The organism is Leptonema illini DSM 21528 (assembly GCF_000243335.1).
GTDB lineage: Bacteria > Spirochaetota > Leptospiria > Leptospirales > Leptonemataceae > Leptonema > Leptonema illini.
On the sequence record NZ_JH597773.1, the window covers coordinates 1,110,850 to 1,124,156 of the forward strand.

At 55.5% G+C, this 13,307-nt stretch carries 12 protein-coding genes; 6 read left to right on the forward strand and 6 right to left on the reverse strand.

Annotation, left to right across the window (positions count from 1 at the left end):
- Nucleotides 1-3: 3 nt before the first annotated feature.
- Genes LEPIL_RS05045 through LEPIL_RS05055 form a run of 4 tightly spaced genes read right to left on the reverse strand, consistent with a single transcriptional unit; the run spans nucleotide 4 to nucleotide 3,674 of the window.
- Nucleotides 4-1,179, reverse strand: a complete 1,176-nt coding sequence (locus LEPIL_RS05045; protein WP_002770601.1) for an esterase/lipase family protein — start codon at nucleotides 1,177-1,179, stop codon at nucleotides 4-6.
- Between the two features lie 44 nt (nucleotides 1,180-1,223).
- A complete protein-coding gene (locus LEPIL_RS24025; RefSeq protein WP_002770604.1) occupies nucleotides 1,224-1,349 on the reverse strand; it encodes a hypothetical protein in 126 nt (41 codons plus the stop codon).
- Entirely contained in the window at nucleotides 1,346-2,302 is a 957-nt protein-coding gene (locus tag LEPIL_RS21670; RefSeq protein WP_052608174.1) for a DUF6206 family protein, read from the reverse strand. The genes LEPIL_RS24025 and LEPIL_RS21670 overlap by 4 nt, the downstream gene beginning before the upstream one ends.
- A gap of 52 nt (nucleotides 2,303-2,354) precedes the next feature.
- Nucleotides 2,355-3,674, reverse strand: a complete 1,320-nt coding sequence (locus tag LEPIL_RS05055) for an aspartate aminotransferase family protein (RefSeq protein ID WP_002770607.1) — start codon at nucleotides 3,672-3,674, stop codon at nucleotides 2,355-2,357.
- Between the two features lie 237 nt (nucleotides 3,675-3,911).
- Between LEPIL_RS05055 and LEPIL_RS05060 the strand changes: the two genes are divergently transcribed.
- Genes LEPIL_RS05060 through LEPIL_RS05070 form a run of 3 tightly spaced genes read left to right on the forward strand, consistent with a single transcriptional unit; the run spans nucleotide 3,912 to nucleotide 6,358 of the window.
- Nucleotides 3,912-4,604 (forward strand): TetR/AcrR family transcriptional regulator, encoded by a 693-nt coding sequence (locus tag LEPIL_RS05060; RefSeq protein WP_002770609.1) that lies wholly within the window; start codon nucleotides 3,912-3,914, stop codon nucleotides 4,602-4,604.
- The gene (locus tag LEPIL_RS05065) at nucleotides 4,601-5,713 is read left to right on the forward strand and encodes a serine hydrolase domain-containing protein (RefSeq protein ID WP_002770613.1); all 1,113 of its coding nucleotides are present in this window, start codon (nucleotides 4,601-4,603) and stop codon (nucleotides 5,711-5,713) included. The genes LEPIL_RS05060 and LEPIL_RS05065 overlap by 4 nt, the downstream gene beginning before the upstream one ends.
- A 15-nt stretch (nucleotides 5,714-5,728) precedes the next feature.
- A complete protein-coding gene (locus tag LEPIL_RS05070) occupies nucleotides 5,729-6,358 on the forward strand; it encodes a hypothetical protein (RefSeq protein WP_002770614.1) in 630 nt (209 codons plus the stop codon).
- A 38-nt stretch (nucleotides 6,359-6,396) separates the two neighbouring features.
- On the opposite strand, the gene LEPIL_RS05075 is transcribed toward LEPIL_RS05070, so the two are convergent.
- The gene (locus LEPIL_RS05075) at nucleotides 6,397-7,482 is read right to left on the reverse strand and encodes a saccharopine dehydrogenase family protein (protein WP_002770615.1); all 1,086 of its coding nucleotides are present in this window, start codon (nucleotides 7,480-7,482) and stop codon (nucleotides 6,397-6,399) included.
- Nucleotides 7,483-7,571: 89 nt separating this feature from the next.
- Between LEPIL_RS05075 and nhaA the strand changes: the two genes are divergently transcribed.
- Genes nhaA through LEPIL_RS05090 form a run of 3 tightly spaced genes read left to right on the forward strand, consistent with a single transcriptional unit; the run spans nucleotide 7,572 to nucleotide 11,373 of the window.
- A complete protein-coding gene (nhaA, locus tag LEPIL_RS05080; protein ID WP_002770617.1) occupies nucleotides 7,572-8,900 on the forward strand; it encodes a Na+/H+ antiporter NhaA in 1,329 nt (442 codons plus the stop codon).
- 45 nt (nucleotides 8,901-8,945) lie between these two features.
- Nucleotides 8,946-10,079 (forward strand): LBF_2804 family protein, encoded by a 1,134-nt coding sequence (locus tag LEPIL_RS05085; protein WP_002770618.1) that lies wholly within the window; start codon nucleotides 8,946-8,948, stop codon nucleotides 10,077-10,079.
- A gap of 49 nt (nucleotides 10,080-10,128) precedes the next feature.
- Nucleotides 10,129-11,373, forward strand: a complete 1,245-nt coding sequence (locus LEPIL_RS05090; RefSeq protein WP_002770620.1) for an esterase/lipase family protein — start codon at nucleotides 10,129-10,131, stop codon at nucleotides 11,371-11,373.
- A 59-nt stretch (nucleotides 11,374-11,432) separates the two neighbouring features.
- Here the strand turns inward: LEPIL_RS05090 and LEPIL_RS05095 are convergent, their stop codons facing one another.
- Nucleotides 11,433-13,304 carry a PP2C family protein-serine/threonine phosphatase gene (locus LEPIL_RS05095; RefSeq protein WP_002770621.1) on the reverse strand — a complete coding sequence of 624 codons (1,872 nt, stop codon included), beginning with the start codon at nucleotides 13,302-13,304 and terminating at the stop codon, nucleotides 11,433-11,435.
- Nucleotides 13,305-13,307 lie beyond the last annotated feature (3 nt).

The following is a 13,307-nucleotide window of genomic DNA, read 5'->3' on the forward strand; positions in this document are numbered from 1 at the left end:
GCGTCAAGGACAATGCATTTCGGCGAACAGTCGTTCGATCAATGCGCGAATCTGTTCTGAGCCGATGATCGAATAATGGGACAGGCCAGTGAGGCAATGAACGCGTCCTGTTTCGGTAGCAGGCATTGCTTTATATACCGATTGCAGGCGCTCCAGACTGGGTCGCTCTACGACGCCGTCACCAAGCACAGAAGCAGGATGCTTTGCGTCTTCTGTGATCAGTCCGTAGGCCTGATAGGCGTCGAGGCCATCAAGCTCTCCAAAATAATAATGACGGCCGTATCGGTCCGGATGCGGATCGTTCTTCCAGTCCTCTTCGCGAATGAGCCCGTGCGAGAGATCCTTCATGGCGTCGCTTCTTTCGTTACCGATCTGACCGAACAGGCGTGCGGGAAAAAGCGGTATGGCATCGGCGGCGGCGTTAACCCAGAATCCTATCTTTTCGATATAGGATCCTCCGTCCGGGGAGCTGATCAGGAGTAAACGCCCCATCCGGCTGCGATCGCTCATCAAATAAAGAGCGCTTCGAAGGATCAATCCACCCTGGCTGTACGTCACGACGTTAACCTTATTAGCGGTTCTCGTCGTGATCTCTGTGATCATTTCGAGAAGCGCCTGACCGTTATCCGATATATGGGCCCCCGGATTAAACCGAACATAGAGCGGATGATAGCCCATCTTTTCAAATACGGCATGCAGCCCGGACCACATGCCTTCGTCGCAGAAGAGGCCCGGCACACAGAGAAGCAGTGCCTTATCGGTCGATCCTTCGAGCGCCTCATCGATACCGACGTCCCGACCGTTTCGACGAAACGACGGACGGATCTCAGAGATCGTTATGCCGGCAAAAGAGGCGCCTGCTATACTTGAGACGGCAACATTCTCGAATAAAGCCTTGCGGATCGTCTCATCGGCCATATCGACGGACTGCCGGGCTTTTGTGAGGGCATCGGTCGTTGCATCAAGAGCGGCGTTCAGTCCCTCTACTGTCTTGCGGCCGGCCTTTTCTATTTCACCGATGAATTGATCGAGCCAGGCGACCGTCGGCCTGCGATCCGACGCCTGCTCGACGGAATGGCTTACGACGTCACGCAACCCACGCAGCACATTCACGGAAAGATCGCGGGCAAGGTCGAGCCCGGCTCGGCTCAGATTCATGGGAGGATCGGTGGGACGCATTCCTCTTTACTCTAAAGACGATCGCCTGTCGAGTCAACATCGAATCATCGGCTCTGCTCTTTTTTCTCGGGCTTATGTGAGGTATCAGGCTTCGACTCAGGTCGAGTAATGATAATCGTTGCGACAAAGATCGCAAGCAGGATTGCGATCGCCAGATTGATGCGGTTCATCGCTCCACCTTCTCGGGCAGAATAAGTTCATACTCCGTCCTCTGGATCTTTGTTTTTACGAAGCGCTCCAGTTTGCGAAAGGCCAGAAAGATGCGCCAGATCCAGGCATCCTCTTTATAATAAGCGTCCACCTCTTTGCGTCGGATGGGCTTCAGATCCGCATATCGCTCGCGTAAAAAGCCGTTGGCGGCCTCGATAAACGGATCAATCAGATCGATTTTCTTCTCTTTGTAAAGATTGGCGATCAGGTCAATGATGACAAGGCGCAGATCATAATAACGATTGAGAACATCTTTCAGGAAGAACAGCCGAATCACCCACACCAGATACGAGGGACAGATACGCAAAAAGAGCTCGGGGTCAAGCTGTTCGACTCCATCGCGACGCATGAGCGGCGTGCTTGTATCGAGATAGAAAAGGCGTTCGTCCTGCCAGGCCCAGTTCGACATCTGTCCGTCGAAGCCGAGAGACAGATCGTCATGGTCGGCGTTATACGAAAAGACTCGATCAAAACCGAGCAGCACTCTCTGAAACAGATCAAGCGCCGACTCGCGATCGGTTGCCCTTAAATACGCCGGGCCGATACGCAGCGGATCAACCATGCGCTGAAAGATATAGAGCACGGGATGATGATGACGATTTAGCCGAAGCACTCCGTAATCGGGAGTAAAGACGCCGATCTCGTTCAGGAGACGCGAATACTGCTTGAAGTTCTCTTCGTAGGGCAGGATCTCGCTCTCGCTTCGAAATACGGCCATACGCTTGAAGGCAAGGCCTTTCAGATCTACATCATCAAAGCTAAATACGGTGCTCATCTCGCCGTAGCCGATGATGCGAGGAGCATACGGTCCTGCCTCGGGCCGTGCCGGATCAAGCTGCGCCTCAAAACGCCGCAATTTTTCGACGGCTGCATCTGTTAAGGATATCTCTTTTCCCGCCAGTTTATCTTTCATGTTCACTATTCCACCAAGAATGGAAGCCATCTTAAAATAGCTTATAGACGCTTCAATTTTGAAGCATCTTCTTTAGAACTGCCTTAAGAAGGCGATACTTCAATCGGCTCTTATCTTTGAGCGACGTCTCGACGATCTGCATAATCTCTTCGCGCTCGCTTTCGCTGACGATAAGCGGCGGCAGGAATTGCAGCACGCGCTTATCGTTATTGGCATAAACGGCGAAGATTCCGTTATCAAGAAGCGTGCGCACAAGTATCAGACAGTCCTCAGGAGAACGCATGCGAATGCCCATAAACATTCCCAGACGTCGCACTTCGGTAATCTCGGGAAAGCGACCGCTTAACTCATTCCAGCGTTGCTCGAAAAACAGCCCCGAGGTCTCGATACGCTTGAGAAAGTCCGCATCACCGACGATATCAAGCACGGTCAGAGCGGCGCTGCATCCGACCTCTGCGCCGCCGAACGTCGATATATGAATAAAGGGATCTTTCTTGAAGACCTGCTCGAACTTCTCTCTGTAGCAGGTCGCCGATATGGGGTACATGCCCCCGGATAACCCTTTTCCCGATATTACGATATCGGGTACGATATCATAGTGTTGGTAGGCCCAGACTTTGCCCGTGCGCCCGAGCCCGGTCTGGATTTCATCCATAATCATGACGACGCCGTACCGATCGCAGAGCTGGCGTATCTCGCGCATCTGCTGGGCGGGAAAGATCGGCATGCCCAGCGTCGCCGGTACGGTTTCGAGGATAACACCCGCCGCTCCCTGGATCTGCTTTCGCATCGCCGCCATATCGCCAAAGGCAACCTGCACAAAATCGGGAAGATGCAGGGCGAAGGGATTACGGTATTTCTCGTCGCCGGTCGCCGCAGCAAGACCCGTATGTCCGTGATAGCCGCCGGCCAGAGAAACGATCTTTTGCCGTCCCGTATAACCCCGAGCAAGTTTGATGGCCAGGTCGGCTGCCTCGCCGCCCGACGCTCCGAAGACGACGCGGCTGAGCTCGCTTTTTCCACGCCCGCTCGCAAACGATTGAGACAGGCGTTCCGCCAGCAGGGATCGCGGCCCCGAAATCAGGTGATGGTTCCCGATATCGTACTCGCCGAGCGCCGACTGAAGCGCCGACACCACCCGCGGATGACGATGGCCGAGATTGAAGACGCCGCCGTTACAGTGGCAGTTGATGTATCTCTTTCCAGAGAGATCCCAGAAGTAGATGCCTTCGCGCCGGCCCATCACCAGATCAAGCCCGACCTTGCGATAATACGAAGCCTTGTATCGGGATAGGTGCCGTTCGTAACGTTTTATGATATCTTTTTTTTGCTTTTTATCGAGCTTCTTTTCGCCCTTTTTTTCTTTTCGCATGAACGGTTCAGCGTGCGACGGCGAGCGGCACAGTCAAGAGAGATTCGCGGGAAATCATTTTTACCACAGAGGTCTCTGAGGACTCGGAGAGAAGAATCGGCAAATTCACCGGGCTGAGACTGCTCGACCACGCATCACCTCTACCCGGAAGCCCTCTATGGTTTATTCGCTTCGCACTGCCCCGGGGCTCACTATTTTATAGGTGACTATATTTTTTAAGCAGACTATATTCGTTTCATGCTGCCCTTCCGGCGATACGGCGCCATTCCCGACGAGCTGCCTCTGCGAGAGCGCAAGATGGCACAGGCGCGTCTTGATGTTCTTGACGCCTTTCTTGAGATGCTTGAAAAACGCCCTGCCATCGACATTCAGGTGCGCGAGATCTGCAAAAAGGCGCGCATATCAGAGCCGGGTTTCTACAACCACTTCCCCGAAAAAGATCATCTCTTTCTGTTCTTTATTCAAATCTGGAGCGTCGATATGGCGCTACGTCTGCAGAAGCATCGCGGCGTCGATGCCATCCGTCGTCTGTTTCGCGAAACGGCCAGCATGAACGACACCACCGGTCGGCTGTTACTTGAGGTCATCGCCTTTCAGGCCCGCAGATCGGTGCCCGAGCTCCTGAGTAAATGGCGCCCCTTGAACCGAGTGGAGAAGCTACTTGTATTCGGCGACGCTCCTTTTGACGATCTGCCTGACACAGGCCTCGGTCCGCTGCTACAGAAGGCCGTAAGCGAAGCAATTCACGACAGCAATCAAGACAACACAGCAGATGGCAATCTCAGGGCCGACGCGAAAACGATCGCACTTTCTCTTTCCGGATTGTTCTTCGGTCTGCCCGTGGCCATGCAGGGCACAGGGTCGCTCAGCAAGGCCTATGACCGGGCCATTCTGACCTTCTTTCCGCTTAACGACAGGAGAACGATATGAAACACCTGATCTGGTTACTTGCCGCTCCGACGGCGCTGCAGGCCTCGCCCGTTCAACTTGAGCTCGAACGCATGCTTGACGATGCTCCGGGAATACAGTACGCCTTCGCCTCGACTAACGACATCCTCTATTCTTACGAGGGAGGAAAGAGCGACATCTTCAGCGGGGCGATCGTCGAGCGCGAGACGGCGTTCGCCGGATTTTCTGTGACAAAAACGTTTACCGCCCTCGCCGTTCTGCACCTGGCCGATCAGAAAAAGATCGATCTCGATGCACCGCTCTCGCTGTATCTGCCCGGCCAGGCCGTCCGCTATGACTCTGGAAATGAAACTTCTCAACCGACCGTGCGTCAGACGCTTAACCATACGGCCGGCTTTGCGAATCCGATGCCACTGCGCTGGATTCACCGACTCGATCGTCCGTTTCACAGACAGACGTGGGAGGATTCGCTTCTCAAAGAACATGCCATCTTGAAAGGCAGGCCCGGAGCAAAGTTCGCCTATTCCAATGTCGGCTATGTTGCGCTCGGAAGGCTTATAGAGGCTCAAAGCGGTTTAGACTATGACGAATACATCGAGAAACACATTCTTGCGCCGTTGCAGCTGCGCTCCGACGAGCGCCTCTTTTTTCGCACGTCGTCGACGCCACACGGAACCGGTCATGCCGCACGCTGGTCGCCGGCGACGTTGCTCATGTCCTTTCTTCTCTCTGATGAAAAGATCCTCTCGAACGATAGCAAAAGTGGATGGCGCACGCTTCAGCCCGTTCAGATGAACGGGCTTGCCTACGGCGGCCTGTCGGGCAATCACAGAGGGTTTATACGTTATCTTCAGGCGATGCTCAAAGGAGATGCTCCGTTCACGCCGCAGATTCGCGACGCGCTGCTTTCCGGTGACAGTCTTCCGGTCACGCTTGCCTGGTGGCGCGGCGACCTGAACGGCGAGCCGTATTTCAGCCATGCCGGCGGAGGAGGCGGTTTTTATGCCGAGATACGCCTGTACCCGCGCCTCGGAAGGGCAAGCGTCCTGCTGCTGAACCGAACGGGATTAACCGATGCGCGTATGCTCGACCGTCTGGACCGCTTCTTTATTGACAGAAATGCGCCATAGCGTACTTCTCAGTCTGTGAACGAGAAGCGACTCAAAGCGGCCGAAAAATCTTTCTTAAAGCGCTATCCGGGCGGCTTCAAGCATCCGGAGCTACAGGCCATCGTAAAAAAGCATCACAAGCCGAAACTGCTTGCAAGCGTTCAGGAGGCCTTTGCTGCCTATAGGTTCAAGGATACGCAGGCCGTTCTCGACAGCTTCGTAAAGATCATATCGCAGTCCACCGTCGTATCGGTCTTTGAGAAGACGAAGCTGCGCAATGTCGCTCCGTCGCTGAGCGATACGGATCGCAAGAAAATCGTGCTCGCCCTGAAAGAGATGCTGCATGGCGATCGGCTGAAAGGCTTCGACCAGCTCTCGTCTCAGCTGAAGCCCTTCGGAGTGGCGAAATGGCCGGTGTTAACCGCTCTGCTTCTTTACTACGATGCTCAAAAAGAGGTCATCGTAAAACCGACTACGGCAAAGGCCGTCATCGACTTCTTTGAAGTCAAAGATCTCAAATACACGTCGACGCCGAATTCTTCCTTCTACAAGGATTACAGATCCCTCATCTTAAAAATGCGTAAGATGGTTTCGCCCGATGTCGCTCCCGATAACGGCGCCTTCTCGGGCTTTCTCATGATGTCGATGGAAGAGCCGGTCGAGTGATATAAAGTGATGCTGCCAGAGGACGGGACCTCAAGCGCTTACAGCCATCTTGTAAGACCGACCTCGAATACGAAGTTTGAACCGAAGGCTAACGACGGCGTCTGGAAACCGGTCTCATGCCCCTTTTCCAGACGTCCGTCAAGAATACGTCGCACGGCGGCAAGAGCGCTCTCGACCGTAAAGGCGTATCCCTCCTGCGTCTCAAGGCGCAGACAGAGCGTATGGCCGCGACCGTCCATCCCCAGTCCTTCGATACGAGCGCGCGCCGTGCGGCGTACCGTTTCATCGGGGCCTTTTACGAGCGGCGAAAGCATCTTTCCAAGAGCACCGAAGAATGACCGGGCCCTTGAACGACCGAGCAGTGAACGAAGCGGCATGAGGGCGCCAAGCAGCACACGTTGCGACGACGGCACGGTCGTAAAGACCTCGATATTCGGGATGCCCGTCGATACGAAGGCTGTAAAGACGTCTCCCCATGGAATCGCATGATACGTTTCGGTTCGATCGGTTAAATCAAGCTGAGCGGTTCTGCTGAAATAGGGAATCGACGTTACCCGACCATCTTTACGCACGACCGAATCATCGGCGAGTCCGAGCAGTGCCGAGCGCATCGTACCGGCCGATATATGCGATAATCCGGCGAAGGCAAGCCGGAGCGAAACGGCAGTCGGCATCTCTTCATACACCGTTCGCGCCACACAATCCGTCGGCACCACGTCAAAACCGACGCCCGGAAGCAACAGCACGCCGGCGTGGCGTGCGTTAGCATCCATCTCGTGAAGAGATTGAAAAACGCCGATCTCACCCGTTATATCGCAATAGGCGGTTTTCGCCTTCATACAGGCCTCGGCCATCGGCTTCGCCGTAAAAGCAAAGGGACCGGCGCAATGCAGCACGACGGCGCAATCCTCAATCTGCTTTGCGATAACGTCAGAATCAGAGGAGAGATCAAAGACACGCGCTTCACAATCAAGGCGGCTTGCGAGGGCCTGAATCTGAGAGGCATTGCGACCTGCCAGGACAGGCCGACGCATCGAAGAACCGGCGGCGGCTTCGGCGATGAGAGCTCCGGTGTACCCGTTCGCTCCGTAGATCATCCAGTTCTTTTTTACGGTATCTTTCATATATACGATGCACTTGATCGAAGAAATTCAATCCTGTAAATAAAAAACCCTTGTCTTCTGAGCCGCTCTTTCATTTCTTCCCGGCAACTATGGCTAAGAAGAAGACAAGACCGCCCGGCGTTATCAGCACCATACTCTCGCCGTTTGACCGCTTTGTTCAGATGGAATCTTCATCGGGGATTCTGCTCATCCTGTGTACGATCGCAGCGATGATCTGGGCAAACTCCGGTTACTCAGATTCCTATCACGCTCTGTGGCAGGTTCCTTTCTCATTGGGCCCTGAAGCCCTTCATCTTACGAAGCCTCTCATTCTGTGGATCAACGACGGATTGATGGCCGTCTTTTTCTTCGTCGTCGGTCTCGAAATCAAACGCGAAATCGTCGCAGGAGAACTTTCGACGGTAAAGCAGGCCGCCCTTCCCATCGGAGCGGCTCTTGGCGGTATGATCCTGCCTGCCGGTATCTTCCTCCTTTTGAATCAGGGCCGTCCTGGATCAGAGGGCTGGGGCATTCCCATGGCCACCGACATCGCCTTCTCGCTCGGCGTGCTCTCGCTTCTCGGGGCCCGCATACCGTTAACCATTAAGGTCTTTCTTACCGCCTTCGCCATCGTCGATGATCTTGGCGCCGTGATCGTCATCGCTCTTTTTTACAGCACCGGCGTGCAGCTCTCTTTGCTCGGCCTTGCCGCACTGCTTCTGGGGCTGATGTTCCTGTTTAACCGCATGAACATCAGATCGCTGGCGGCGTATCTGATTCCGGGTCTCGTGGTCTGGTACCTGTTCCTGAAATCGGGAGTGCATCCGACGGTGGCCGGCGTACTCGGCGCCTTCGCCATTCCGATCAACCCTCTTGCAAAGGCCGGCGAGTTCGTCGCCTCGATGCGCGAGAACCTTGCGCTTTTCGAGAAGGCGCCCGGCAAAGAGACCGACACAGAGAAGCTGCTCAGCCATGAACAGCTCAATGCCATGGAAGATCTGAACGAAGAACTCGAGAAGGTACAGTCTCCACTGCAGCGTATCGAGCACGGATTGCACGGCTGGGTGAGCTTCTTCATCATGCCCGTTTTCGCCTTCGCCAACGCCGGCGTCACCATCGAAGGCAACCTTCTTGAAAGCCTGAGTCGTCCGCTCAGCATCAATATCGCCGCCGGCCTGTTTGTCGGGAAGCTCATCGGTATCTTCTCGTTTGCGTATGTCACGGCGAAGCTGTTTCGCACACAGCTTCCTGAAGGCGTACGCTGGGCTCATTTTGTCGGCGCCGCCCTGCTCGGCGGCATCGGCTTCACGATGTCGCTTTTTATCACCGGCCTTGCCTACGAAGACGCCTCGCTGATCGCCGACGCGAAGATCGGCATTCTCACGGGATCTCTTATCTCAGGACTTCTCGGCTACCTGTATTTGAGAAGAGTGGCCTGAAAAAAAGACTGGCCTTCTGAAACGATTCCGGCCACTGCTCTTTCGATGTACGAGCGGTGGCTGGATTCTCAACCCGGGCTTTTCGAGCGATGGGGCATTCGTTACTTTCACAGGCTTTCGCGACGATTCGGCCATCTTGATCCTGTGGCAACGACCGACGAGCAGATGGTGCGGGCCGTGCGAGGCGTCACAATAACCGGTGCGACGATCGCCTTTCTCATCGGAGCGCTCTCCGCCGGCGGCTCCGTCCTTGCTGAAATCCTCACACTGGAGCGCCCGCTCATCGAACATTACGCGTGGATTGGCGGGGTAACGCTTGTGCTCACGGCCATCGAATTCGCCGTGCTTTTTGTCGTCTCGATTCATACGGTCTTTCGTATCGCCCGCATCACAGGCCATCAGCGTCTCTCTCAGGCGACGAGTTTTCAGGAGGGCATCATCCCCAATCTGCTTGCCCGCGCCGCTCTCGAAATTCCCGATCCGGTGCAGCGTATCCTCGGCATCGATCCGCTGGCGAAGGTTTCAAAGAAAAAGATGATGGCCGTCGGCCTGATCTACAAACTCAAAGTGGTGATGAGCAACGTGCTTGCGAAGCTCATTCTCAAACGCGTCCTTGCCAAGAGCGGAGTGCGCATGCTCGCCTACTGGGTGTCTGTTCCTATAACGGGCCTCTGGAATGCCATCGTCACCTTTCGCGTAGCGCGCGAGGCGCGCCTGCGCCTGTTCGGCAACCTGCTCGCCGAGCACATCGTCCGGCATCAGCTGACCGACGAACAGATGGCCGCCCTTTCGCCCGCCGCCCGTATCGGATGCCTTCGCGCCGTCGGGAACGCCGTCGTGCTCACGCAGAACTATCATCCGAATATGCTGATGCTGCTTGTGCGCATCGCCGACTCGCTTCAGATCAACGATGGCGAGGGCTTCGACGACTGGGATGCCTTTCTTCACTGCCTCGATTCGGTAAAGGAAGGCGAGCGCTGTTTTCTTCTCGATCTGCTTGCCGTCGCCACCGCCTTTGACGGCAAGCTTTCGGGCCTTGAAAAGAGCATGCTACCGCTTGCCTTCAAGGAACATACGAGTCTTTATATGGAAAGGATCAAGAAGCTGATAGAGTTCATGCACGCCGGCCGGCTGCACGCGGCCATCGAACTCTGCGATCTCAATTTCGAGGCCGGTTGACCGGGGAAAGCGGCTTGACCATTTCGACCGGCCTTGCTGTTTCTCTCTTATGGGCGAATTTCCGAAGCTACCCGGCCTTCCGGGGCTTCTTCTGCAGATCACCGGACTCCTGACCGAATCGGCCGTCTCGGGCATACGTAACTTTGCGTATGAATCCATGACGTGGATGGGCGAGCAGGCCGAGAACATCTCGGACTATCCCGTTCTACGCAACACCGAACTGGCAAGACAGCTGCGACGCACCGGCGACTCGTTGAAAGAGGCGGGCTCGGTCTCTTTCGAGGCCATCTACAGCTCCATTCACAGAGCGGCAGAATCGCTTTCCGAGACGTTGCTCACGTTGCGCATCGTCGATCAGAACACATTTCAGAACCTGGCCTCGAATATCGCCGACACGGCCATCCTGGGCGATAGCTTTGTCGCGTTGCGTGATCCGTTCGAGGTCAAAACGTCCTTTCGCCTGAACGCCGCCGACGCAACGCCCGAGCAGATCGCCGACGCCTTTCGCGCCGCTCCGGCAAGGCGCGGGCTGATGATCTGTGTGCCCGGCCTCTATCAGGATGAAAGCCTGTGGAAAAGCGGCAGGCCGCAGCCCGTCGTCGAATTGCTCAAACAGCAGTCCTACTTTCCGGTTTATCTGCGCCTTCACCCCGGCACGCACGTCTCGACCATCGGCAAAGAGATCAGCACTCTGATGGAAGCTCTGCTCGCTGCTCTGCCCGATACGCCCGTGCATTTTATGAGTTTCAGTCAGGGCGGATTGATCCTGCGAAGCACGCTTCTGGCTAACGATCGCTCCGGAGGGAGTATTCGCAAACGCACCGGCAGGGTTATCCTGATCAGCTCGCCCGACGGCGGCTACTTCATCGAAAAGACGGGGCTGCTTTTCGGCTTCGGTCTCGGCGAGGCCCCCTCGCGTGCCATCAAGTTTATGAGCTTTGCCGGCAACGTTCATTCGCCGGCCTTTCGCGACATGGCCGCCGGTATTATTCGCGAAGAAGACGAGAAAAAGACCGGGCCCATCCTGCCCATGAGCACGAATCATTACTTCGGCGAACTCGACGGCCTTGACGCCTATCAGATCTACAGCCTGATCAGCGACAGCAACCACATCTGGAGCAACTGGCTCGGCGACGGACTCATAGAGGAGTCCTCTCTTGCACTGCTTTCCGATACGGTATATCGCAAGAACGAGGAAAGTCGGGTTCATTGCCTGGTCGGGCTCTCCCATTTTCAGATCTTACAGAGCGAGGCCTTCCAGAAGGCCCTCTTCCAGATACTCGAGAAGTCCTGATCGGTCGGCTTTGAGTTAGTCAGTTTTGAGTTAGCCGGTTTTCAGTCGTCGCTTTTCGGTCAGTCGATTTCGAGAAGGATCATCGCAATGTCGTCCTCACGGATGTCGCGACGGGCAAATCGGTTCAGCGAGGCGAGGATGGCGTCGAGAAGATCGTTCCCCTGACTGTGCCTGTTCTCAAGAATCGTGCGACGCAGTCGCTCCGTCCCGTAAAGCTGCTCGGATTCGTTCAGCGTTTCGATGATGCCGTCGGTGTAAAAGAGCACACAGTCGCCCGATTGAAGCTGCGTTTCAAGCGTGGCGTAGGCCGGTTCTTCGAGCACGCCCAGACAGATGCCGTTCGCCTGTATGTCCTGAAACTCCTGCGTCGCTCTGCGAAAAAGAAGCGGATAACAATGGCCTGCATTGCCCACCTTGAGCTTCAGATCCCGGTAATCGACGGAGCCGGCAAGCGCCGTAATAAAATGCATGCCCGTGCGATCGAAGATGCTGCGGTTCAGATGTCTCAAGAAAACATCGGGTAAAATCAGCATATCCTTACTGAGGGTCGACGATATCTTGATCATCATCGTGATCAGAGCAGATGATATACCGTGACCCGAAACGTCGGCCATAAGAAAGCCCAGGCTTTCCTGAAGATCGTGCAGATCGAGAAAATCGCCTCCGAGCGAACTGGCAGGGACGTAGCGGGATGTGAGGCGCACGGGCCCGTACTGCCGCGATACGACGGGAATGATGCTTAACTGCGTCTTTCGCGCAAGATCAAGCTCTTCCTGTATTTTCATCATCGCATGACGCAACTCTTTCTCGCGAAGTTCGAGCATCTGCGTGGTCGAATGAAGCGAATGATCGACGTGTTCGAGCTCTTCCTGATACGGCGAGGTGATCTGCCGGGCGATAAAAAACGACATGGCGATGGTTAACAGCAGAAGCCCGCCAACAAGCAGAAGCACCGTTGAACTGCGGATCTGTATCGTCTGGATCAGCTCTCCCTCGGGAAGACAGAGAAAGATCTGCGGCGACCGCTCCCGCGAGGGCTCCACCTCGTCGCTCCACCATCGACAGCCCTGTGAGTCCTCGGCAGCAGCAGGATCCTGAAGCAGAGCGACGACGGCGGGGTCTTTCGCGTCGGCTGCCGTCACCACAAAAAGGCCTCTTTGTTTCTTGCCGGTGTGATATCGCAATCCCCCTATTTCAATGCCTTCGGGAAGATCGGCCTTTACTTCGGGGAAATAGAGAACGGGCATGAGATTCTCGTCGGGCGTAATCAGTCGAAAGAATCGCGAGAGCTCGATCAGACGCAGATCATAAGCGACGATCAATCGTTCTGCCGAAGGCAAGCGCTCGGCGGCAACGCTTGTGATGCCCGGATCGCCCGTCGTGCGGAACCGATATACGTCGGTCCAGCGACCCGGCGTATCCTCTTCGCCGACGACGGAATACCAGGCGCTGCTTTTATAAGAATAGGCGACAGGCGGCCCCTCTGCGCGGCAGATGGCTTTGCGGTCACAGATCGAATAACGCGCCTGGCCGCCACGCTCCTCTCTGATGCGATACCGATCGACGTCTTCTTTCAGGATCATGAAGCTGGCCTCGGCGACGACGACGTTCAGCGACGTCACGACATCGTTCTCGTCGAGAAAGGGAGCGAAGTAGCGCACCATCATGCTGCGATCATAATGACGGATAACGCCATCTTTTATCAGTTGAACGGAAAGCCGCTGATGCTTCATCGCCGGACCGAGAGTTCCGCGAAACTCCTGTACGAGAAAGGCGCCGCGACTGCGCAGATTCGACATCGACAGCGAGTCGACGGACGACCGCAAAAGCAGAGCACCGCTTCCCAGGACGGCCAGTATCAAAAGGCCGAGCAGCAGTACGATTTTCTGAACGACCCGTCCGTCCAGCCTGTAGCCTTTTCTGAGCTCCATAAT

Coding starts and splice junctions, on each gene's coding strand:
- LEPIL_RS05055 (WP_002770607.1), bottom strand. CDS start 3,674: ATGCGAAAAGAAAAAAAGGGCGAAAAGAAGCTCGATAAAAAGCAAAAA.
- nhaA (WP_002770617.1), top strand. CDS start 7,572: ATGGCTAAGAAGAAGACAAGACCGCCCGGCGTTATCAGCACCATACTC.
- LEPIL_RS21670 (WP_052608174.1), bottom strand. CDS start 2,302: ATGAAAGATAAACTGGCGGGAAAAGAGATATCCTTAACAGATGCAGCC.
- LEPIL_RS24025 (WP_002770604.1), bottom strand. CDS start 1,349: ATGAACCGCATCAATCTGGCGATCGCAATCCTGCTTGCGATCTTTGTC.
- LEPIL_RS05065 (WP_002770613.1), top strand. CDS start 4,601: ATGAAACACCTGATCTGGTTACTTGCCGCTCCGACGGCGCTGCAGGCC.
- LEPIL_RS05095 (WP_002770621.1), bottom strand. CDS start 13,304: ATGGAGCTCAGAAAAGGCTACAGGCTGGACGGACGGGTCGTTCAGAAA.
- LEPIL_RS05090 (WP_002770620.1), top strand. CDS start 10,129: ATGGGCGAATTTCCGAAGCTACCCGGCCTTCCGGGGCTTCTTCTGCAG.
- LEPIL_RS05085 (WP_002770618.1), top strand. CDS start 8,946: ATGTACGAGCGGTGGCTGGATTCTCAACCCGGGCTTTTCGAGCGATGG.
- LEPIL_RS05060 (WP_002770609.1), top strand. CDS start 3,912: ATGCTGCCCTTCCGGCGATACGGCGCCATTCCCGACGAGCTGCCTCTG.
- LEPIL_RS05045 (WP_002770601.1), bottom strand. CDS start 1,179: ATGCGTCCCACCGATCCTCCCATGAATCTGAGCCGAGCCGGGCTCGAC.
- LEPIL_RS05075 (WP_002770615.1), bottom strand. CDS start 7,482: ATGAAAGATACCGTAAAAAAGAACTGGATGATCTACGGAGCGAACGGG.